General features: G+C 37.6%; 20 protein-coding genes and 1 riboswitch. Of the genes, 16 read left to right on the forward strand and 4 right to left on the reverse strand.

The window, feature by feature from the left end; translation table 11 throughout:
* Positions 1-85: 85 nt before the first annotated feature.
* From GN157_RS04445 to GN157_RS04455, 3 genes are all read left to right on the forward strand, one after another.
* Positions 86-2,269 carry a bifunctional alpha,alpha-trehalose-phosphate synthase (UDP-forming)/trehalose-phosphatase gene (locus GN157_RS04445; protein ID WP_197429392.1) on the forward strand — a complete coding sequence of 728 codons (2,184 nt, stop codon included), beginning with the start codon at positions 86-88 and terminating at the stop codon, positions 2,267-2,269.
* A 32-nt stretch (positions 2,270-2,301) separates the two neighbouring features.
* Complete coding sequence (locus tag GN157_RS04450) at positions 2,302-3,144, forward strand: hypothetical protein (protein WP_157481907.1); 843 nt, start codon at positions 2,302-2,304, stop codon at positions 3,142-3,144.
* 91 nt (positions 3,145-3,235) lie between these two features.
* On the forward strand, positions 3,236-4,063 hold the full coding sequence (locus GN157_RS04455; protein WP_157481908.1) for an alpha/beta hydrolase: 828 nt from the start codon (positions 3,236-3,238) through the stop codon (positions 4,061-4,063).
* A 69-nt stretch (positions 4,064-4,132) separates the two neighbouring features.
* Here the strand turns inward: GN157_RS04455 and sucC are convergent, their stop codons facing one another.
* On the reverse strand, positions 4,133-5,326 hold the full coding sequence (gene sucC / locus GN157_RS04460; protein WP_157481909.1) for an ADP-forming succinate--CoA ligase subunit beta: 1,194 nt from the start codon (positions 5,324-5,326) through the stop codon (positions 4,133-4,135).
* 148 nt (positions 5,327-5,474) lie between these two features.
* Here sucC and GN157_RS04465 point away from each other — a divergent pair, with 148 nt between their 5' ends.
* The 6 genes from GN157_RS04465 (at position 5,475) to GN157_RS04490 (ending at position 10,585) form a co-directional block, all read left to right on the forward strand.
* On the forward strand, positions 5,475-5,894 hold the full coding sequence (locus GN157_RS04465) for a hypothetical protein (protein ID WP_157481910.1): 420 nt from the start codon (positions 5,475-5,477) through the stop codon (positions 5,892-5,894).
* 281 nt (positions 5,895-6,175) lie between these two features.
* Positions 6,176-7,402: a diaminopimelate decarboxylase gene (lysA, locus tag GN157_RS04470; protein ID WP_035131969.1), complete on the forward strand. Its 1,227-nt coding sequence runs from the start codon at positions 6,176-6,178 to the stop codon at positions 7,400-7,402.
* 95 nt (positions 7,403-7,497) lie between these two features.
* Entirely contained in the window at positions 7,498-7,776 is a 279-nt protein-coding gene (locus GN157_RS04475) for a hypothetical protein (RefSeq protein WP_157481911.1), read from the forward strand.
* A gap of 183 nt (positions 7,777-7,959) precedes the next feature.
* A complete protein-coding gene (locus GN157_RS04480) occupies positions 7,960-9,375 on the forward strand; it encodes an alkaline phosphatase (protein WP_157481912.1) in 1,416 nt (471 codons plus the stop codon).
* A 311-nt stretch (positions 9,376-9,686) separates the two neighbouring features.
* Positions 9,687-10,154 (forward strand): hypothetical protein, encoded by a 468-nt coding sequence (locus GN157_RS04485; protein WP_157481913.1) that lies wholly within the window; start codon positions 9,687-9,689, stop codon positions 10,152-10,154.
* Complete coding sequence (locus tag GN157_RS04490; RefSeq protein ID WP_157481914.1) at positions 10,151-10,585, forward strand: hypothetical protein; 435 nt, start codon at positions 10,151-10,153, stop codon at positions 10,583-10,585. Before GN157_RS04485 ends, GN157_RS04490 begins: the two co-directional genes overlap by 4 nt.
* Before the next feature lie 19 nt (positions 10,586-10,604).
* Here GN157_RS04490 and GN157_RS04495 read toward each other — a convergent pair whose 3' ends face one another.
* A complete protein-coding gene (locus GN157_RS04495; protein WP_157481915.1) occupies positions 10,605-11,543 on the reverse strand; it encodes an NAD(P)H-dependent flavin oxidoreductase in 939 nt (312 codons plus the stop codon).
* A gap of 21 nt (positions 11,544-11,564) precedes the next feature.
* Positions 11,565-13,172: a S8 family serine peptidase gene (locus GN157_RS04500; protein WP_157481916.1), complete on the reverse strand. Its 1,608-nt coding sequence runs from the start codon at positions 13,170-13,172 to the stop codon at positions 11,565-11,567.
* A gap of 150 nt (positions 13,173-13,322) precedes the next feature.
* Between GN157_RS04500 and GN157_RS04505 the strand changes: the two genes are divergently transcribed.
* The 4 genes from GN157_RS04505 to GN157_RS04520 all read left to right on the forward strand — a co-directional run bounded on the left by GN157_RS04505 (position 13,323) and on the right by GN157_RS04520 (position 17,812).
* A complete protein-coding gene (locus GN157_RS04505; protein ID WP_157481917.1) occupies positions 13,323-14,183 on the forward strand; it encodes an EamA family transporter in 861 nt (286 codons plus the stop codon).
* 119 nt (positions 14,184-14,302) lie between these two features.
* Positions 14,303-14,412, forward strand: a riboswitch (SAM riboswitch).
* 150 nt (positions 14,413-14,562) lie between these two features.
* Positions 14,563-15,741: a trans-sulfuration enzyme family protein gene (locus GN157_RS04510; protein ID WP_157481918.1), complete on the forward strand. Its 1,179-nt coding sequence runs from the start codon at positions 14,563-14,565 to the stop codon at positions 15,739-15,741.
* A 30-nt stretch (positions 15,742-15,771) separates the two neighbouring features.
* Positions 15,772-17,010, forward strand: a complete 1,239-nt coding sequence (locus GN157_RS04515) for a homoserine dehydrogenase (RefSeq protein WP_157481919.1) — start codon at positions 15,772-15,774, stop codon at positions 17,008-17,010.
* A 211-nt stretch (positions 17,011-17,221) separates the two neighbouring features.
* Positions 17,222-17,812, forward strand: a complete 591-nt coding sequence (locus GN157_RS04520; RefSeq protein WP_157481920.1) for an LURP-one-related/scramblase family protein — start codon at positions 17,222-17,224, stop codon at positions 17,810-17,812.
* A gap of 39 nt (positions 17,813-17,851) precedes the next feature.
* On the opposite strand, the gene GN157_RS04525 is transcribed toward GN157_RS04520, so the two are convergent.
* A complete protein-coding gene (locus tag GN157_RS04525) occupies positions 17,852-18,454 on the reverse strand; it encodes a DUF1684 domain-containing protein (protein ID WP_157481921.1) in 603 nt (200 codons plus the stop codon).
* 113 nt (positions 18,455-18,567) lie between these two features.
* On the opposite strand from GN157_RS04525, the gene GN157_RS04530 reads away from it, so the two are divergent.
* The 3 genes from GN157_RS04530 to GN157_RS04540 all read left to right on the forward strand — a co-directional run bounded on the left by GN157_RS04530 (position 18,568) and on the right by GN157_RS04540 (position 21,545).
* Positions 18,568-19,791 carry an MDR family MFS transporter gene (locus tag GN157_RS04530; protein ID WP_157481922.1) on the forward strand — a complete coding sequence of 408 codons (1,224 nt, stop codon included), beginning with the start codon at positions 18,568-18,570 and terminating at the stop codon, positions 19,789-19,791.
* 118 nt (positions 19,792-19,909) lie between these two features.
* Positions 19,910-20,269, forward strand: coding sequence for a BlaI/MecI/CopY family transcriptional regulator (locus tag GN157_RS04535; protein WP_035132235.1), 360 nt, complete (start codon positions 19,910-19,912; stop codon positions 20,267-20,269).
* A 1-nt stretch (position 20,270) separates the two neighbouring features.
* The gene (locus GN157_RS04540) at positions 20,271-21,545 is read left to right on the forward strand and encodes a M56 family metallopeptidase (RefSeq protein WP_157481923.1); all 1,275 of its coding nucleotides are present in this window, start codon (positions 20,271-20,273) and stop codon (positions 21,543-21,545) included.
* Positions 21,546-21,553: the final 8 nt, after the last annotated feature.

Raw genomic sequence — 21,553 nt, forward strand, 5'->3', positions numbered from 1 at the left:
AACTCCCATACGCTATTCGTTTTGTAAATTTGAGTGAATCGCCTGTATGGCAGGCTTCTACTACCATCAGGCAAAAAGCCGAAAAATGAAAATTATTACCGTATCTTACAGATTACCTCTGTCTATAAAAAGACAAAAAGACAATGTAAAAATCACACAAAGTGCCGGAGGGCTTGCAACAGCAGTACTCTCCTACTCTGAAAAAAGCCAAAAGAACCTTACCTGGGTAGGTGTAGCCGATTTTGACCAACAGCTTTGGGAAGAAAACAAAAACAACTACGACAGCAATTTTGATATTGATCCCGTGTACTTAGAGCGCAGGCTTAACCGTAATTTTTACAATGTTTTCAGTAATTCTGTTCTATGGTCACTGTTTCATTACTTCCCTTCCTTTATAGAATATACCCACGACGGATTTGAAGCCTATAAAGCAGCTAATGAGATTGTAGCCGATAAGGTAAACAGCATATATGAACCCGGTGACATTGTTTGGATACACGATTACCACTTTATGGGACTGGCAAAAATAATACGTGAAAAGCACCCACAGGCAAAAATTGGATTTTTCCTGCATATCCCCTTCCCAAACTTTGAAATCTTCAGGGTACTGCCTAATAAAGTAAGGCGTTACCTTATGGAAGGTGTAATGGGTAGTAACCTTATTGGTTTCCATACCTGGGAAAATGCTATCCACTTTACCGAATGTATTGAGAAAATGCTGGGTTTCCCTCATAAAAACTTCCTGTTTAGTCAGGATACACATCGTACCAAGGTAGGCTCCTTCCCTATCAGTATCGATTTTGATAAGTTCCATAATGCGTATGATAATCCTAATGTGGTAAAACTACGCAACGAAATAAAAGACCTTTATAAGGATAAAAAGATAATCTTCTCGGTAGACAGGCTTGACTACACAAAAGGAATTACAAACAGGCTTAATGCCTATGAAACCTTCCTTAATACCTACCCAGAATGGAGAGAAAAGGTAGTATTCCTGCTTGTTATTGTACCATCGCGCGAGGAGATAACCAAATATGGCGAGCGTAAAAAAATGATTGAACTCACTATAGCACGTATAAACGGTAAATTGGGTAACTATAAATGGACACCTGTGGTGTACCAGTACCAGTCGGTCGACTTTGACAGGCTAATTGCATTATACACCAGTGCCGATGCCGCACTTATATCGCCTGTAAGAGACGGAATGAACCTTGTAGCAAAAGAGTATGTTGCCTCCCGAAAAGACCTTAGAGGAGCTCTTGTATTGAGTGTAATGGCAGGTGCAGCAAAAGAATTACAGGAGTCGCTTACCATAAACCCTCACGATTTTGAACAGATAGCCCTTAAACTGAATTACGGACTTACCATGAGTGAGGAAGAACAGGCACGCAGGCTGGAACACATGCAACGCTATTTAAAAAAGCATGATGTATTTAGATGGGCTTCCGACTTTTTAAATGAAACCGAAGAAATTCATAATAAAGATACCAAAGCCGTAGCGCTTGCCGGAGACGAAAGGATTGAGCTTTATGAAAAATATGAAGATGCAGAAAAAAGACTGCTACTCCTTGATTTTGACGGTACACTGGTAAACCTGCAACCAAAGCCCGAAATGGCTGTTCCGGATGATAAACTCATAAAACTATTGAATACCCTTGCTGCCGACCCAAAAAACGATGTATGGATTATTAGCGGGCGTAACAGGGAGTTCCTTGAAAAATGGCTTGGCGAACTCCCTATAGGCCTTGTTGCCGAACACGGCGGATATGTAAAAAGAGACAAATGGGAGTCGGTTATAAATGGTACACCCGAATGGAAAGGCCGCGTGATAGAAATAATGCAGGATTATGTAGACACCAACTCTGAAAGTTTTGTAGAGATAAAAGAATTTGGGGTGGCATGGCACTACAGAAATGTAGAGCAAAGACAGGGCTTCCTGGCATCACGTGAATTGCTTTCGCTACTAAAGAATCAGCTATACAACATGCCCACTCAAATTATAGACGGCAATAAGGTAATTGAGGTTAAACACTTCCTTGCCCACAAGGGGACTACTTATAAAAACAGTATTTTTAATGAAGATTACGACTTTATACTTGCCTTTGGTGATGATAAGACTGATGAAGATTTATTCGAAAAACTTACCGGCAGCTACCAGCACTCGGTTAAGGTAGGTTCGGGCAATACATCTGCAAAATACAGGGTACAGTCGGTTGAAGAGGTACTTGGTTTCCTTAACGAGTTAACACAGTGTAATGTTGTAAAATAATTTTATACATTTAGGGATAAAAAACCATACCTATGAAAAGTATCTTTAAATACCTATCCCTACCCTGTGTAGCATTAGCCCTTATTTCGTGTTCTGAAGATGATTCCGGCAATAATCCATCTGTAGAAGATGGTCGTTTACTTAAATCAGTAATCTACCCTGTAACAGAAAATTCTGAAGACGAATTACCTGCTCTTGATTTTAGTGAACACTATTTCTATGATGCCGAACATAATCTTGCTAAAGCAGATGGTGACACCAAATTTAACGGAAAATATTTTTATAGTAATAATAGATTATCAGAGAGAACAAAATACGGAACAGAATACATGTATGAGTATGACGACCAAGGGAGAATAACTAAACTATGGTCTGAGACATTTGGAGATTACACAGAGCTGTTTTATGAGGAAGGCAAAGTAATAACACATATGTATTATGTAATCAGGGATGAACTTGAAAAAAGGGAACTTTTACTGGACCAACAGGGACGTATTATTAAAATGACCGATTTAGATCCTGCTTCAAGCATTTCCCATCTGGATGTTGTAGATTATATATATGACGCAACCGGAAACATTACAAGTATTATACGGGTACTTGAAGGCAATAGTGAGCCCGAAACCATTAATTTCACTTATGAAGAAACAAAAAATCCATATTATTACTCGTTTAAAAAGCACTATGAAACTACCTATTATCTTGAAAATAGTGATGGTTTAAGTGTATACAATAATAAGCACGGTTTATTCCCTAATATGATTGCTTCAGAAAATGTATACTATACAGTAAATGAAAATGGTTATCCTACGGCTGAGTACACGACAAGCCCTGAAGGTATCACTAATGAAATTTGCACCTACAATTACTTCTAAAAAATATTAGTTTTATAAAATCCTGAGCATAGCTCGGGATTTTTTTATATTTGAACTACCCATCTTTTAATAATATCTAACATCATTTTCAATGAAAAAACAACTTTTACTATTCCTGTTTTTGCTTACTGCTACAGTAAGTAAAGCACAAACGGAATATATTACCAAAACCAACATCCAGTATTACGACCAGGCAACAAACAAATCGGATTCCTATATAGCCGAACGTTGCGTACTGGACATATACTTACCTAAGGATACCAAAAACTTTGCTACCATAGTATGGTTTCACGGCGGAGGGATAACTCAGGGAAATAAAGAAATACCCGAATACCTTAAAAACAAAGGCTATTGCATTGTAGGTGTAAACTATCGTTTAAGCCCAAATGTAAAAGCGCCTGCTTATATTGAAGACAGTGCCGCTGCCGTAGCATGGGTATACAATAATATTGAAAAATATGGCGGAGATCCATCGCTTGTTTTCCTATCGGGTCACTCTGCCGGAGGTTATTTGGTAAGCATGGTTGGACTGGATCAAAAATACCTTGCCAAATATGATATCGATTCTAATAGGATTGCCGGACTTATTCCGTTTAGTGGGCAGTGCATAACTCACTTTACTGTAAGAAAAGAAAGAGGCATTCCTGAAAAACAACCATTTGTAGATGAGTATGCTCCGTTGTTCCATGTACGTGCCGATGCACCTCCGTTGCTTTTAATTACAGGCGACAGGGAAATGGAAATGCTGGGACGCTATGAGGAAAATGCCTATATGGCAAGAATGATGAAAATAGCAGGCCATAAAGATACCCGCCTTTATGAACTGGAAGGTTATGGGCATAACATGACCGAACCTGCTTTCCCCCTACTGGTTAAAGAAGTTAACCGAATTATAGAACTCAAGAGGAAAAAGAAATAAAGAATACCAAATAAAAAATCCCTCGCAATGCGAGGGATTTTTATATATAAAACCTGTTGGTTTATCTTATTAGCTTAAAGCATTTTTAACCTGATCTGCAGCTTCCTGGAATAGAGTAGCAGAAAGGATTGGCATACCTGAGTTATCGATAAGTTCTTTAGCGATATCTGCATTAGTACCCTGTAAACGTACAATGATAGGCACTTTAATAGAGTCACCCATGTTTTTGTAAGCGTCAACAACACCCTGAGCAACACGGTCACAACGAACGATACCACCAAAAATGTTGATAAGAATTGCTTTTACGTTTGGATCACGAAGAATGATACGGAAAGCAGTCTCAACACGTTTAGCATCTGCAGTACCACCTACGTCAAGGAAGTTAGCCGGCTCAAAACCTGCATACTTAATAAGGTCCATAGTAGCCATTGCAAGACCTGCACCGTTTACCATACAACCTACAGTACCGTCAAGGTCAACATAGTTAAGTCCTACTTCTTTCGCTTCAACCTCAATTGGGTTTTCTTCACGAACGTCACGCATATCTGCATATTCTTTTTGTCTGTAAAGTGCGTTGTCATCAAGAACAACTTTAGCATCTACAGCAAGAATTTTGTTATCTGAAGTTTTAAGTACAGGGTTGATTTCAAAAAGAGATGAATCACTTTGTACATAAGCAGTATAAAGAGAGTCAACAAATTTTACCATTTCTTTGAATGCATTACCTGAAAGACCAAGGTTAAATGCAATTCTTCTTGCCTGGAATCCCTGTAGGCCTACTGCAGGATCAATTTCTTCAGTAAAGATAAGGTGAGGCGTTTTTTCTGCAACCTCTTCGATATCCATACCACCTTCAGTAGAATACATAATCATGTTACGTCCTTTACCTCTGTTTAAAAGTACAGACATATAGAACTCTGAAGTTTCACTTTCTCCGGGATAGTAAACATCTTCAGCGATAAGTACCTTATGAACTTTTTTACCTGTTGGAGGAGTTTGAGGCGTGATAAGGTCCATACCTATAATCTGTCCTGCAATCTCTTCTACCTGCTGAAGGTTTTTTGCAAGCTTAACACCACCACCTTTACCGCGGCCACCTGCGTGGATCTGTGCTTTTACCACATACCATTCTGTTCCGGTTTCGGCAGTTAATTCTTTAGCGGCAGCAACAGCCTCCACAGCATTGTTAGCTACAATACCGCGCTGTACACGTACGCCGTGGCTTGCCAGTATTTGTTTTCCCTGATATTCGTGTAAATTCATAATTAATGCATTTATCTTATTAAAAGTGGAACAAAAATAGAAAATTCAATCCAATGACCGAAAGTATTTTTAATTTTTTATCCAATCCTTAATACTGGGTCACGCAACCCTTTTTAGGTTTAATCATCTAATAGTAAAACCATTGCCTATGAAAACCATGAAATTACTATTATTACTACTCATTACAAGCTTAACATTAAGCTGTAATAATGACGATGACAACAGTCCTGTTGACAAAAGTTTTTACGACAGCTGGTCGCTTATAAAAGTAAATGGCGGGTTTGCCGGAACCAGCGAGGAATTTGACCCCGGAACCATTGTTTGGCAGTTTAATGAAAACGGTACTGTTACCGTTACCAATAATAATACTGATGAGGAGGCTAATGATTATTTTGAATCAGGTAATTACAGCTTTCAGTTTATGGTAACCGAATCAACTACATTTGGGTGTGAAACTTCTCTTATTGTTAATGATAATGATTTAGGGTGCTTCAAGATGGAAAACAATACCATTACACTTGATGAGACCTATATAGACGGTTATCTCGTAACCCTAGTAAGACAGTAAGCCTCACCTATTTAATCAGAATCATATTTATTTATATAGTTAACCACAACATCATTTTTTAATTGTTACCCAGTTCCGGGCAAATCCATAAGCTACTATACGTTACTACGCTTAAAGGATGAGCCCGGTATTTTTTTATAGTGATTTAAATCGTTATAGTAAATTGCTAAAGTTATATTTTTAACTTTTTGTTATATTTTGTTAGTATACTTTAATTAATTGACTGGAATTGAATTTGTAAATAATTTTGCTACCGAAACAAGTATATCTAAGAAAAAGAAATGGAAGCAAATAATTTATTACAGTTAGCCGAAGAGTTTGGAGGTCCACTATATGTGTATGATGCGGCTAAAATCCAAACGCAGTATTATCGTTTAGAAAATGCGTTTTCAAAGGTAAAAAATTTAAGAATCAATTATGCCGTAAAAGCGTTATCAAACATCTCTATATTAAAATTGCTTAAACAGATGGGCTCCGGCCTTGATACCGTTTCCATACAGGAAGTGCAACTCGGTATTATGGCCGGCTTTAAGCCCGAAAGCATTATTTACACCCCTAACGGTGTTTCTATGGAAGAGATTGAAGAGGTAGCTGCACTTGGCGTACAAATCAATATAGACAACCTGTCCATACTGGAACAGTTTGGCGCAAAACATCCTAATATACCGGTATGTATCCGTATCAACCCTCACGTAATGGCGGGTGGTAACAGTAACATATCTGTAGGGCATATAGACAGTAAATTTGGTATTTCAATACACCAAATGCCTCACCTTTTAAGGATTGTGGAAAATACAGGGATGAACATTAACGGTATACACATGCATACCGGATCTGACATACTGGATATTGAAGTATTCCTTTATGCTGCTGAGATACTGTTTACAGCAGCACTTAACTTTAAAAACCTTGAATTCCTTGATTTTGGAAGCGGTTTTAAAGTACCATACAAAAAAGATGATATTCAAACCAATGTAGAAGAACTGGGTAAAAAACTGAGCAAGCGTTTCAACGCATTTTGCCAGGAGTATGGTAAAGACCTTACCCTTGCTTTTGAACCGGGTAAATTCCTGGTAAGTGAAGCAGGTTACTTCCTTGCAAAAGTAAACGTGGTAAAACAAACCACCTCTACTGTATTTGCAGGAATTGATACAGGTTTTAACCACCTTATACGCCCTATGTTTTATGGTTCGCACCATCACATTGAAAATATTAGTAACCCTAAAGGGAAAGACCGTTTTTACTCGGTTGTAGGATATATATGTGAAACCGATACGTTTGCAAGCAACAGAAAGATTGCTGAAATAAAAGAAGGCGATGTGCTTTGTTTCAGGAATTCGGGGGCATACTGCTTCTCTATGGCTTCAAACTACAATTCAAGAGTTCGTCCGGCAGAGGTATTATGGTATGAAGGAAAAGGCCACCTTATTAGAAAAAGGGAAACCTTTGAAGATATAATCCGTAACCAGGTAGTTATGGATTTTAAAGATGAACCTATTACGGTTTAGTTAGGTTATATATACTTGTTATTGTTTCAGGGCCGGAGCTGTAAAGCTTCGGTCTTTTGTTTTTTTGATATATTTGAAATACAAACCTTAACCACATGAAACCTCATCTTAAAACAATAATAAAGGGCTTACTATTATCCATACTGGTATTCTTTTCGGTTTCCTTTATTATGATATTACCTCAGCTTAATCCTTTATCTAACACTTACGGATTTAATATTAAAATAGGATTCCCCTTTGTTTACTACTATCAGTTTTGGGCAGGGCATGATTTTCTAAACTGGGAATGGAAAATAATAAACCTTATACTGGATTGCCTTATTACATGGATAGTCGTTACCGGAATTTATTATTTTATAAAAAAACGTAATTAAGGCTAACTAAACCAAAATGTTAAACCCCAAGCTGTTCATTAAAACTTGTGTACCTTTGCCGGGTTGTTACTTAAACTTTTGTACAGTTTTCCTTAAAGTTTAAATAACATTGCTCTTTAACCCCTTGTAGGTATAGTTGTGTAAATTTGGCGGATTCCTATTTACGATTAACAAAATAAAAAAATGAACAGGAGAAAATTTTTCAGGAACGGTTCGCTTTTCACCATAGGCACTGCTGTCCTTAATCCTTTTGAAGGTACTGCACAGGTACTTGACATCAATAGTTTAGATAAAAACAAAAAGGCTAAAAACATTATATTCATGGTTAGTGACGGTATGAGTACAGGTACGCTAAACATGGCCGATTTATACCTTAACCGTAAAAACGGTAAAGGGTCTAACTGGTTACAGCTTTATAAAGACCAGCGTATTAGCAGGGCACTTATGGATACGGCTTCGGCCAGTTCTATAGTGACCGACTCTGCTGCTGCAAGTTCATCGTGGGGTGGCGGTGCAAGGGTAAACAACGGTTCCCTTAATGTAGGTCCTAACGGAGAAAGAAACATGCCTATATGGCAAAAATTCAAAAAAGCGGGTAAAATGGCGGGCTGTGTTACTACAGTGCCTATTACACACGCTACACCTGCAGGATTTTGTGTAAACAGCGACAGCCGTAATGCACAGGCCGAAATTGCTGAAGAGTACCTAAAACTGGGCTTTGATGTAATGATGGGTGGTGGTAACAATTACTTTAGTGCCGATAAAAGAAAAGATAAGAAAGACGTTTATGCCGATTATAAAGCTAAAGGATGGCAGGTTGCCCGTACTCGTGGCGAAATGATGGCAGCAAGCAATGACAAACCTATACTTGGTGTTTTTGCTGATGACGGACTTCCATATACCATAGACCGCAGAAGCAGTAAAGAACTTACCAATAATACTCCTACCCTTGCCGAAATGGCTCAAAAGGCTATAGACCGCATGAAGGGACACAAAAACGGATTTGTACTTCAAATTGAAGCAGGTAAGGTAGACTGGGGTGCACACGCTAATGATATTGGTGCACTTTTATACGACCAAACTGCTTTTGACGATGCTATTAAAGCTGTTATTGATTTTGCCGAAAAAGATGGTAATACCCTTGTTGTTATCACTACCGATCACGGTAATGCCAACCCTGGTATTATTTACGGTAAAGAAGCAAACAGTAACTTTGACAGCATCCAGAGCTATACTCAAACTAACGAATGGATACTTAACAGTATTCACAGTGACTCAAGTGTAGATCAGGTTAGGGAAATAATAAAACACGCCAACGGAAGAACTATCTCTCAGGAGGAGGCTAAAACGGTATTAGGCTATTATAACGGACTTGAAAAAGAAGACGGACTTTATAACTACAAACACTTACCGTTTAAGGCTTTTGCAGAAATGCAAAAAGAACACAACTCGGTAGGATGGATAAGTATGAATCACTCTGCAGATTATGTAGAGTTGGCAATGTTTGGTCCGGGTAGCCAACTGCTTAAGCCGTTTGTTAAAAACATCGACCTGCATTACCTTATGCTGGAAGCAGCCGAAGTGGAAAACAAATTCTAAAAGAACAAGGAGCCGTATTAAAAGTTCCATTTCGAGCGAAACGCAGTGAAGTCGAGAAATCTCAATAATAAGCCTTAGAGATTGCTTCACAAGGTCGAAATGGAAAAGTGGAAAACAAATTCCGGTACGGCACAAAATTATATCTAAAAAGAGGTTGTCTCAAATGTCATTTTGAGCAAAACGAAATGGAGTCGAAAATCTGCTAAGAAAACAGAGATTCTTCCTTCGTCAGAATGACACTAATCCTGTAAAGGATTGACTTGTGACAACCTCTTTTTTTATATATTGCAGCACTGTAAATAACCACACCAATGAATAAATATCTTAAGGAAACCATTTGGTTAATTATTTTATTACTACCATGTGTTTTTCTCTACTCTTTCGAAGATCCAACAATAGATATAAATGTGCACGATACTTATTTTGTAATAGATCATTTTCCACTAATTCTCCTTCTTATTGTGATGCCCGGATTTCTTATTTACGGAATAAGAACCTTAATCAATAAATTCAGGGACAAGTTTATAAATATTGTCTTTATATTATTTACTGTACTAATTGCCTTACTATGGATTGAAGCAATTATTATAAATGATAAACTTAGTTCATCAGGAGGATGGACTTTATACCCTCCTCTTAGCGCACAGCCTCAAAAAATTGAACACGAAGAATACTATTTTATAGCTAATCATACGATTATGATTACCATAGAAGTAATACTAATTTTAATAGCATTATTTACTGCTTACAAAACAGGTAAAAACAAAAAAATATCATGAGAAAAATAGTTACAACCACATTAATTTTATTTCTGGTAGCATTTAGCCTGTTTTTTGTATGGGTGGCCATCACCCCTGCTGATTTTGCTATGAGTGTAATTCCGGGATGGCATACAACCGTATTGCCTCCTCATTTTTTCCTCTCGTTTTTTATAACTCCCTGGTTGCTATTCACAGCATTAATTTACCTGTGGGCTTTTATAAAAAAATGGTCACTTAACAAGCTACTGGTCATAATCCATGTACTACTCAGCATTCCGCTACTTATAGTGTTTTTATATAAAACCAATATATATCTTAACTTTTATACTGAAAATACAGGTATGGTTTTTAAAGCTTTTTTCCTGTCTACAGTTGCCTTTGTTATAGCACAGATATTTTTTATGCTACAGCTTATTACAACCTATAAAAAATTAAAAACCCGACACTAACTGCCGGGCTTTTTTATGTTTAAAGACTTACAACTTCCTGCTTCGCCTTTTTAAAATCGGTTATAATTTCCTCTAAAATTGCTGCTGCGGGTTTTACCTCATGTATAAGCCCGGCAATTTGCCCAATTTCAAGTTCACCCTCTTCAAGATCACCTTCAAACATACCTTTTTTAGCACGTGCCCTGCCCAGTAATGTTTTAAGATCATCTACCGTAGGGGCTTTTGTATATAAGTCCATCACATCATGGAAAAACTTGTTCTTTATCAGTCTTACCGGAGCAAGCTCCTTAAGAGTAAGGTGCGTATCGCCATCCTGTGCGTTTACTATTGCCTGTTTAAAGTTATCGTGCGAAGACGACTCAACCGAAGCTGCAAAACGGCTACCTACCTGTACAGCATCGGCACCAAGTACCATAGCGGCAAGCATCCCTCTGCCTGTTGCAATACCACCTGCTGCGATAAGCGGAATTTGTAATTTTTCTTTTACCATAGGGATAAGTGTAAACGTAGTGGTCTCTTCCCTACCGTTATGCCCGCCTGCTTCAAAGCCTTCGGCTACAACAGCATCTACCCCTGCTTCCTGAGCCTTTAGGGCAAACTTTACACTACTTACCACGTGTACTACGGTAATACCACGCTCTTTTAACCATGCTGTCCATGTTTTAGGATTCCCGGCAGATGTAAACACGATTTTCACTCCCTCATCCACAATAATATTCATTATCTCCTCGATGTTTGGGTACAGCATTGGCACATTTACACCAAAAGGTTTATCGGTTGCTTTTTTACATTTTTGTATATGTTCACGCAGTACCTCAGGATACATAGACCCTGCTCCCAGAAGACCAAGCCCTCCCGCATTACTTACTGCACTTGCCAGTTTATAGCCACTGGCCCAAATCATCCCTGCCTGTATTACAGGGTATTCTATATTAAATAATTCAGTGATTTTGTTCATTAAACTAATGAATTTATATTGTTATTGTCTGATTAATTTTCCGGTCTTCGCTTTGCTTCCCGAAGTTATTTTATAATTATAAAACCCTAAAGATAAATCACTAAGCGATATTGCCTGATTAGCAATAACTTCCTGCTGTAAAACAATTTGCCCCAAACCGTTATAAACTGTAACCGAAGCCACAGTCACATCATCCGGAAGGGCTATATAAAATACATTGTTTACAGGGTTTGGATATACTACAAAATCCTTTTTAGATAGTTCCTGTATAGATAGTTCGTTTAATGCCAAAGCAAAATTAGGTATCCCGTAACCGTAGTCATAATCAGGGTTATTAAACCTGTCTGCCGAACCTTTTATAAGGTCCATAATCTCAGTATTGGTTTTCTCAGGCAATGCCTGCCATAAACAGGCTACTAAACCTGCCGTAATAGGACTTGCAAACGATGTCCCGTTACCAAAGCTTATTTCACCATCGGTTTTAGAATAAATAGCAGCCACTCCCAGTGCCATAACATCGGGCTTTAACCTTCCGTCAAACGTTGGCCCTATACTACTAAAATTACCCCTTTGTTCTTCATAGTTAACTGCGCCAACTGTAAGTACATTAGCAGCATCGGCAGGAACCTCAATATAAGGTTTTTCGGTACTACCCGTATTTCCTGCTGCATTTACACAAATCATACCGCGTGTAAAGGCAATATTAGCTCCACGTGTTATAAATGCGGTTTGACCATCAAGGTCATCATAGGTATAATCATAATTAGGATTATCAAAATCATAATACCCCAGTGAGGTATTAATTACATCTGCCCCAAGGCTGTCTGCCATTTCGGCTGCCTCTACCCAGTAAGATTCCTCCACAGGATTTTCAGATGTAGTATCTTCTGTTACAAAAAGATAGTAAGAAGCATCGGGTGCAGTACCTACAAGTGCCCCTTCAACATACCCTCCCATGGTAGAAAGCACAAAGGTACCGTGCTGATTACCGGTATAAAAATCATCTGTTGCAGCAACAAAATTATAACCTCCCAAAATACGGTTGTTATTCAACAGGTTTTGAAAAGGTTGTGCTGTATTTACTCCCGGAAAACCCGAATCCAGTACGGCTATTATCATACCTTCTCCGGTATAATCCTGCTGGTGCAGTACGTGTCCGTTAAGCATTTGTATTTGGGTAGTGCTCATACCATAATCAAAATTAGCCTGAACATCCAGTGTTTTATTCACTTGTTGTTGCCTTGAGGCTATTGCTGGCCTGCCGGAATTGTTGAGTGATTTATCGGCATACTCTATACTGTCTACAAACTCCAGTGAAGTTAGTGCAGCTATATCAACTAGACCTCCTCTTACATGCAGAGCATTAAGCCATTTTGATTTTGCCATTACCGTTATTCCGGTAGCAGCTGTTACTCCGTCTATATATTCCTGATGAATAGGAACATCCAGTTCGTCCAGTTCAATACCCTGTGCAGCTCTGCGGTCTAACGCACGTTGAGAAAGCATTTCAAGCGGATTCTCAAAGTAATAGTCGGCATCCGGTTTATCGGTAAAATATACCCAGGCATCTTCCTGAGCACTACATACTGCAGTGAATATAAGTAACAGTAATAGGAACTGCTTTTTCATTTTTTTAATTTTTAACCTTACTCTTTACAGAATATACGCCCTGTAAGGATTTATGGTTTATTCTTAATACGATTTCATAGCGGAATCAAATATACAAAAGATGCTTGCAAAAACTGAAAAGATAGTATTTTTGCCCAAATTCTTTTAACGATGTTATACCTCATTTTAAGTATTATATGCAGCGTTACCGTTGGTGTACTGTTTAAAACTGCAAAAAATTACCCTGTAAACATTAGCCAGATTGTAGCCTGGAACTATGTGTTTGCCGTAGGGTTATGCTATCAGTTTTTTAAACCCGATATGAGTACCGTAGATAGTAATGCTACATGGCATATTTATATTCCGCTAGCGGTACTGCTTCCCTCTATATTTATATTTTTAGCACTATCCATTAAGCACATGGGGATAGTAAAAACCGATGCTGCCCAACGCCTGTCGCTGTTTATACCTATACTGGCAGCCTACTTTATTTTTAAGGAGAGTTTTAATACTTATAAAATTATAGCGCTGCTTGTAGGCTTCCCCGCTATAGCCTTAATACTCTCTAAAAAAGATAATAATAGTGCTTCAAAGTGGTTTTACCCTACTATTGTTTTACTGGGCTTTGGTATAGTAGATATACTTTTTAAACAAATAGCCCTGCACAATACCATGCCTTACACCACATCGCTTTTTATAGTGTTTTGCGGAGCTTTAGCCGTGGCATGGTTGTATGTATTTTTTAAACTGATTGTGAGTAGAGAAAAACTAAGCCTCATGAATTTGGCTTTCGGAGCACTGGTTGGGATTTTCAACTTTTGTAATATTCTTTTTTACTTAAAAGCGCATAAAGCATTTTCTGAAAATCCGTCGACTGTTTTTGCCGGAATGAACATGGGGGTAATTGTACTTGGAAGCCTGGTTGGGATTTTGTTTTTTAAAGAAAAAATGTCAAAACTTAATTATGCCGGACTCGTTTTAGCACTTTTTGCCATCTTTTTCATAACACTTTCTCAGTTCCAAGCTCATTAAAATCAAAAAAACACTGTTTTTAAATATTTGATTTTCAGTTAAATAAAAAATATTTTAAATTTTATTTGGAAATTAAAATCATTGTGCTTTAAATTTGCAGCAAGTTCTTTAGAAAATAATTCTTATCCAGAAAGATCGAGGGATTTGACCCTATGACATCTTGGCAACCTGTTCATTAATTTGAATAAGGTGCCACATTCAACCACATGCAAATGTGGATAGATAAGTTTAGAAATACGTAGATAATACTTCAAAATATTATGTGCCTTTCTGACTTATCGGAAAGGCATTTTTTGTTTATGCACTTTCCGATAGACTGGTTTAGAATGTTTTTTTAACAGGATTTAAAAAATTGTCAAATATTCTAAACAGCAAAAAAATGAGAGAGCAAACTTTAATTCTTAACAGCATTCCGGTAGACGAACTAACAGGATCAATCGCTACCCCTATTTACCAAACATCAACATTTGTACAAGACGCACCGGGCGTTCACAAAGGTTACGACTATTCACGCAGTAACAACCCTACACGTAAGGTTCTTGAAGACTGTATCGCAGCACTTGAAAACGGACACGGAGGTTTTGCTTTTGCAAGCGGACTGGCAGCTATCGACTCAGTTATAAAACTTCTTGAAGCAGGAGATGAGGTTATAGCAGTAGACGATATTTACGGAGGTGCTTTCCGCCTGTTCACTCACGTGTACCAAAAATTCGGAATCAAAATTAACTATGTAGATTCTACAAACGCTCAAAACGTAGCCGATGCAGTTACCGATAAAACAAAACTTATCTGGATTGAGTCGCCTACAAACCCTACCCTAAAAGTATCTGATATACGCACTATTGCAAAAACAGCAAAAGAAAACAACATACTGCTTTGCGTAGATAACACTTTTGCATCGCCGGTTTCTCAAAAACCTATCGATCTTGGTGCAGACATCGTTATTCACAGTGCAACTAAATACATTGCAGGTCACAGTGACCTAATTGCAGGTCTTGTGGTAACTTCTACACAGGAACTAAGTGAGAAAATCAAATTCATACAAAACGCATCGGGTGCTATCTTAGGACCATTCGACAGCTGGTTAGTAATCCGCGGTATTGAAACTCTTACCCTAAGAGTAAAACAACATGCCGAAAACGCTCAGAAAATTGCTGAGTTCTTACAGGAAGAAAAACTAATTAAAAATGTTTACTACCCTGGCCTTAAAACACACCACAACCACGAGATTGCTAAAAGTCAGCAAAAATACTTTGGTGGTGTAATCGCTTTTGATCTTGTGATTGATGATAAAGAACTGGCTTCACAAATAGTATCGAGTACTAAACTGTTTAAACTGGCTGAAAGCCTTGGAGGAATTAAGAGTCTTTGCTGCCTGCCATGTGAAATGACTCATAAATCAATCCCGGCAGAAAAGAGATACAGCTCTGGTGTAACCGATAGCCTTATACGCCTTTCTGTAGGTCTTGAAGATGCTGATGATCTTATTGACGACTTAAAACAGGCTATTGCCACTGCTGTTAAAGCTAATGCAGATAAAACAAGCGTAACAGCTTAATTAAACATCTCACAAAAGAAGAAATACAAAATGTCAAGAAAAAATTTAAATATAGGATTATTCGGTTTTGGATGTGTAGGTTACGGACTATACGAAGTGTTGGAAAAAACTCCGGGACTGAAAGCAAACATCAAAAACATTTGTGTTAAGGACAAAAACAAAGCTCGTGAAATAGGTGCAGAAAACTTTACTTACGACAAAAATGACATCCTTAACGACGAAGATATAAATGTGGTGGTAGAACTTATAGATGATGCTGATGCTGCTTTTGAAATTGTAGCGGCTGCTCTTAAAAAAGGGAAAGCGGTGGTATCTGCCAACAAAAAGATGGTTGCCGAACATTTTACCGAACTACTGGAATTACAGCGTGAATACAACGTGCCGCTTTTATATGAAGCTGCCTGCTGTGCCAGTATGCCTATAATTAGAAATTTGGAAGAGTACTATGACAACGACCTTTTAGAATCTATCGAAGGGATTGTTAACGGCTCTACCAACTATATACTTACCAAAACTTTTGCAGAAAACCTTTCGTATGAGGCTGCCCTTAAACAGGCTCAGGATAACGGTTATGCAGAGAGTAACCCTATTCTTGACACAGGGGGCTTTGATGCCAAGTACAAACTGCTAATATTATTAGCACACTCATTTGGTTACATTGCAAACCCTAACGACATATATAATATAGGTATAGATAACATAGGTGAACTGGAGCTTAAATATGCCCGCGAAAAAGGACTTAAAATTAAGCTGGTTGCCCAGGCGTTTAAAACACCACAGGGAACCCTATCGGCTTTTGTTATTCCTAAATTCGTAGGTAGCGATGACCGCCTGTTTACTGTAGACGATGTATTTAACGGAGTGCTAACCAAAACCAGCTTTGCTGATACTCATTTCTTTGTGGGGCGTGGTGCAGGTGCACATCCTACAGCCTCTGCTGTGCTGTCAGACATCTCTGCATTAAGCTACGATTACCGTTACGAATACAAAAAAATATACCAGGAAGAAAACCTGTTGCTTAGCAATGAGGTTACGCTTAAGGTACTGCTTCGCCATAAAAAGGAAGAGGCTGAAAGCTTAAAAGAATATTTTGACACCATTGAGGAGTCATATGCAAATCATGATTCCGGATACATAACAGGGAATATTTCCCTTGAAAATGTAAAAGCCCTGCACAGCGGTAATCCAGCCGAAAGGTCTTTTATCTTATTAAATATTGAAAAAGAAAAAGAAACTCTTGCTCATGAATCTTTAATCGAAGCTAATTAATTAGTAGTTCTGATTATGTTTAGTTGAAAAGCCGTATCTGTTCCCGATACGGCTTTTCTAATTTAACTCTTTCCTCATCTAAAATAATAAGTTTTTACTTATTTTCGCCTCGTCTGTTTTTACAGCTAACCAATCGTAAGTGGAGTCCGGAAACCACAAAAAAACGGGGCAAAATCCTGAAACGCCTTATAAGTAGGGACAATTTATTTTTATGAACTCAAACTTTTTTGAAACAAACAGTTACTTTATCGACGAAAAAGTAAACTTTTTTAAATTTGAAAACTGCTACCAGATTTATAATGAACAAGGAGCAAACATTGGTAGTGTAAAGCAAAAACTAAGTGCCGGTCAAAAATTTTTAAGACTGTTACTTAAAAAGCCGATGCTTCCGTTTTTACTGGAAATCAGGGATTCTGAAGACAGGCTTCAGGCATCAATATCAAGAGGGTGGACTTTTTGGATGTCTAAAATAACAATAACAAATCCACACGGAAAAGTGGTAGGAACCGTAAAGCAAAAATTTAAATTCTTTAAGCCTACGTTCAATATTTTTGATGCTTCAGATTCTCATATCGCAAAAATAAACGGAGACTGGAAAGCCTGGAATTTCCATATTACCGACCCTACCGAAAACCAAATTGGTACTATTAATAAAAAGTGGAATGGTGCTATGAAAGAAATTTTCACCACTGCAGATAAATACAATGTAACCATTCATCCTGAATTTGCTCAAAACGATAACAAAGTAGCTATACTTGCCGGAGCAATTACAATTGATATGGTACTTAAAGAAAGTAAATAATACCATAAAAAAATCCTGAGCAATGCTCAGGATTTTTTATTAATGCTTTTTATACTCCTTTACCCCTGCCTTAATTTCAACCAGTATATCATTTTGCTCCGGCGGTACCGGGCATGAAAAACTATGGTTATAAGCACAGTACGGATTATAGGCGGTATTAAAATCTATAGTAAGCGTATTTCCTGCAGGGATTTTAAGGTCAACATACCTGCCTCCGCCATAACTACCGTTACCCGATGTCAAATCAGTAAACGGCAGGAAAAGATAATCCTTATACTCCTCCATTTTCATCATATCCATACTCTGGAAAACATCCAGTTTTACCTCTTTCCCTTTTAGTGTAAAATGCAGTTCGCCATACTTCCTGTAGCGTGGCTTCCTGCTGGTAGTGGTTTGCATGTAAAAAGGTTTTTCGTTTGGTGTTGTAACCAGTCTAGCATCCACACAAAAATTAGTATCTATAGGATAAAAATCCAGTGATTTAAACGTCTTTATATCTTCCTTGGTAAGCGGAGACTCATCTGGGTTAGCATACTCCTTATTCATTTTTTCCTGAAAAGCCACGGCATTTTCCTTTGAGCATCCCTGTGCTTTTGCCATAAGGCACAGTAGCAATGCTCCGCCAATTATTATATTCCTCATTATCTTATTATTGGTTTTATACAAAAGTAACCAATAACTTAAAATATTTTTATTGGGCAGTTAATATTAAGGAACGTTTCCTTTGTATATTTGTGGTAAATCATCCCATTTACATGTTTCTTAAAGCCTTTAAGCGCTATATCAATAACTTCAGGGGCTTCTCCCGGGAGATATGGATACTAACGCTAATTACGTTTATTAACCGCGCCGGTACTATGGTACTGCCTTTCCTTTCCAAATACCTTAAAGAAGACCTGTGTTTTTCATATGGTCAGGTAGGTTGGATAATGGTATGTTTCGGACTGGGTTCAATGGCGGGATCATGGATAGGCGGTAAACTAACCGACAGGATAGGTTTTTACAAAGTAATGGTATACAGCCTATTTACCACGGGGCTTTTATTCTTCGGGCTACAGTACGTCACTTCCTTTGCCGGGTTGTGTTTTGCCATGTTTGGTATAATGGTAATTGCCGATACGTTTAGACCCGCCATGTTTGTTTCCCTTAATACCTACGCAAAACCCGAAAATCGTACACGTGCACTGGCGCTGGTAAGACTTGCCATTAACCTTGGCTTTGCGGCAGGACCTGCACTGGGCGGAATCATAATTACAAATATTGGTTACAAAGGATTGTTTTGGGCCGATGGGGCATCGTGTATAATCTCTATATTACTATTCTATATATTAGTAAAGGAGAAGAAAAAAGTAACAGAAGATAAATCTCTGGTAAAAGAAGATATAACAAAACACGTATCTGTTTTTAACGATGGGACTTTCCTGTTGTTCTTGTTTACCAGCTTTGCAACAGCACTTATATTTTTCCAAATGTTTACTACCCTACCCCTTTATCACGGGGAAGTATATAACCTAACCGAATTTGAAACAGGGCTTATTATGTCGTTTAACGGCACTATGGTATTTACCTTAGAGATGCCATTAGTAGGATATATTGAACGGAAAAACATATCTAAAATCAAAATACTGTTATGGGGCTCGGTATTTTTTGCCCTCGCCTTCTTCACATTATTAATTAATATTTGGATAGGTGTACTCTTATTAAGTGTTATATTCATTACCCTTGGTGAGATGCTTTGTTTCCCGTTTGCAAACTCGTTTGCCATGAGTCGTGCTCCACGTGGTCACGAAGGGCGTTACATGGCACTTTATACCATGACATTTAGTGTGGCTCATATATTTAGTTCTAAACTGGGTATGCTTAATATTTCTTTCTTTGGTTATAATACTAACTGGGCGGTTATGGGAATTTTAGGTCTGCTCTCTGCTGCTGCAATACTACTCGTACAAAGGCGTTTAAAACAAGAATCACACGCATAGCATAAATTTTTAAGGCATCTTTACACAATAAAAAACTACCGTTTTAGTTATATAACTATAAAAATAGTTGGTAAACTAAAAAAATAGTTTTAGCTTTGGATTATTAATTAAAGATGCCATGCAAAAATTAACAAACAAAGAAGAAGAAGTAATGCAGATTTTATGGAAGCTTGAAAAAGCTTTTGTAAAAGATGTACTACTTGAGGTAAAAGAAAGTAAACCTCATTACAACACTGTTTCTACCATAATAAGAAATCTGGAGGAAAAAGGTTATGTAGATCACATTGCCTATGGTAATACCTACCAGTACTACCCTACCGTATCTAAAGAAGATTACCGCACAGGCTATATGAGTAATGCTATTAAAAACTACTTTAATAACTCATATAAAGGTATGGTATCTTTCTTTGCTAAAGAAGAAAAGATAAGCGCCGAAGAGCTACGCGAAATACTGAAGATGATAGAGAAAGAAGAGTAGCATGGAACAGTTTATTGTATATATGGCCAAAGCTTCAGGATTAATCGCCCTGTTTTATGCTGCGTATCATATTTTTTTACGAAAAGAAACTTTCTTTGTTTCCAACCGCTGGTTTTTACTCTCGGGTTTAGGCACGGCATTAGCGCTACCATTGGTGTTCTTTAAAAAAATTGTATGGACAAATACTTCTCCTATACAGGAAGTAAGTGTTATAAATGCAAATCAGTTACAACAACTACAGGAAACCCCGTTTGCGCTTTCAAACACCATAACTTTTAGCTGGCCTAACCTGATTTTTGGAGTATACATTGCAGGAGTGCTATTTTTAACCATAAAGCTGTTACTTAATATTATACAGCTAAAACAGATAATTAAAAATCAATCTGTTATAAAAGAAGGTCAATACAAACTTATCGATACACCAAGAGTAAACGCTCCGTTCTCCTTCTTTAATTATATAGTATACAACTCGGCTGTATTACAACCTAATGAACTGGAAAGTATTATTTGCCATGAAAAAGCCCACAGCAGGCAATACCACTCGGCAGATATGCTTATTGGTCAGTTAACCGCCATATTCTTTTGGTTTAACCCTTTTGCCTGGCTGTATAAAAGTTCAATCTCTCAAAATCTTGAGTTTATTGCCGATGCTGTTGCTACAAAACAAATAAGCGACAGTACGGCTTATCAAAAAACATTACTAAAGGTTACACTACAGTTACAATACATATCAATCACTAATAATTTTTACCAATCACTAATTAAAAAACGAATCGTTATGATGAACAAAAACAAATCACGAAAAGCAAATGCTGCAAAGTACTCATTAGTAATCCCTGCTCTGGCTGCATTTATGCTATTGTTTCAGGTTAAAACTATTGCACAAAGCAAAGCTGCAAACAACATTAGCAACCTTACAACCACAATACCTGCTACAGAGGCTGCTAAGGTTTTAATTTATGACATGTATGGCAAACAATGGTATGCTAACCAGGCTGATAGTCAAAACAACATAACTGTTATTATTGACGGACGTAAAGTAAAAAACAACGATACAAACCTTAAAAAGGGTATAGACATCGTAGCTGTTAATGTTTTAAAGAAAAAAAACACTTTAGAGATTATTACAAAAAAGGCGAGCAAAAATGAGGCTTCAGGCAAAAGTTTCACTATTACTATAGACACTATGCCTGAACTTAAGTTTATGAGCTTTAACAAATATAACGTAGAGCAACTAAAAAGCCTGGTTACACAAGAGCTAAAGGAATTAAAATAAAAAACGCC

This window comes from Flavobacterium rakeshii (assembly GCF_009741375.1).
Taxonomy (GTDB): domain Bacteria; phylum Bacteroidota; class Bacteroidia; order Flavobacteriales; family Flavobacteriaceae; genus Flavobacterium; species Flavobacterium rakeshii.

Coding starts and splice junctions, on each gene's coding strand:
- GN157_RS04445 (WP_197429392.1), top strand. CDS start 86: ATGAAAATTATTACCGTATCTTACAGATTACCTCTGTCTATAAAAAGA.
- GN157_RS04450 (WP_157481907.1), top strand. CDS start 2,302: ATGAAAAGTATCTTTAAATACCTATCCCTACCCTGTGTAGCATTAGCC.
- GN157_RS04455 (WP_157481908.1), top strand. CDS start 3,236: ATGAAAAAACAACTTTTACTATTCCTGTTTTTGCTTACTGCTACAGTA.
- sucC (WP_157481909.1), bottom strand. CDS start 5,326: ATGAATTTACACGAATATCAGGGAAAACAAATACTGGCAAGCCACGGC.
- GN157_RS04465 (WP_157481910.1), top strand. CDS start 5,475: ATGAAAACCATGAAATTACTATTATTACTACTCATTACAAGCTTAACA.
- lysA (WP_035131969.1), top strand. CDS start 6,176: ATGGAAGCAAATAATTTATTACAGTTAGCCGAAGAGTTTGGAGGTCCA.
- GN157_RS04475 (WP_157481911.1), top strand. CDS start 7,498: ATGAAACCTCATCTTAAAACAATAATAAAGGGCTTACTATTATCCATA.
- GN157_RS04480 (WP_157481912.1), top strand. CDS start 7,960: ATGAACAGGAGAAAATTTTTCAGGAACGGTTCGCTTTTCACCATAGGC.
- GN157_RS04485 (WP_157481913.1), top strand. CDS start 9,687: ATGAATAAATATCTTAAGGAAACCATTTGGTTAATTATTTTATTACTA.
- GN157_RS04490 (WP_157481914.1), top strand. CDS start 10,151: ATGAGAAAAATAGTTACAACCACATTAATTTTATTTCTGGTAGCATTT.
- GN157_RS04495 (WP_157481915.1), bottom strand. CDS start 11,543: ATGAACAAAATCACTGAATTATTTAATATAGAATACCCTGTAATACAG.
- GN157_RS04500 (WP_157481916.1), bottom strand. CDS start 13,172: ATGAAAAAGCAGTTCCTATTACTGTTACTTATATTCACTGCAGTATGT.
- GN157_RS04505 (WP_157481917.1), top strand. CDS start 13,323: ATGTTATACCTCATTTTAAGTATTATATGCAGCGTTACCGTTGGTGTA.
- GN157_RS04510 (WP_157481918.1), top strand. CDS start 14,563: ATGAGAGAGCAAACTTTAATTCTTAACAGCATTCCGGTAGACGAACTA.
- GN157_RS04515 (WP_157481919.1), top strand. CDS start 15,772: ATGTCAAGAAAAAATTTAAATATAGGATTATTCGGTTTTGGATGTGTA.
- GN157_RS04520 (WP_157481920.1), top strand. CDS start 17,222: ATGAACTCAAACTTTTTTGAAACAAACAGTTACTTTATCGACGAAAAA.
- GN157_RS04525 (WP_157481921.1), bottom strand. CDS start 18,454: ATGAGGAATATAATAATTGGCGGAGCATTGCTACTGTGCCTTATGGCA.
- GN157_RS04530 (WP_157481922.1), top strand. CDS start 18,568: ATGTTTCTTAAAGCCTTTAAGCGCTATATCAATAACTTCAGGGGCTTC.
- GN157_RS04535 (WP_035132235.1), top strand. CDS start 19,910: ATGCAAAAATTAACAAACAAAGAAGAAGAAGTAATGCAGATTTTATGG.
- GN157_RS04540 (WP_157481923.1), top strand. CDS start 20,271: ATGGAACAGTTTATTGTATATATGGCCAAAGCTTCAGGATTAATCGCC.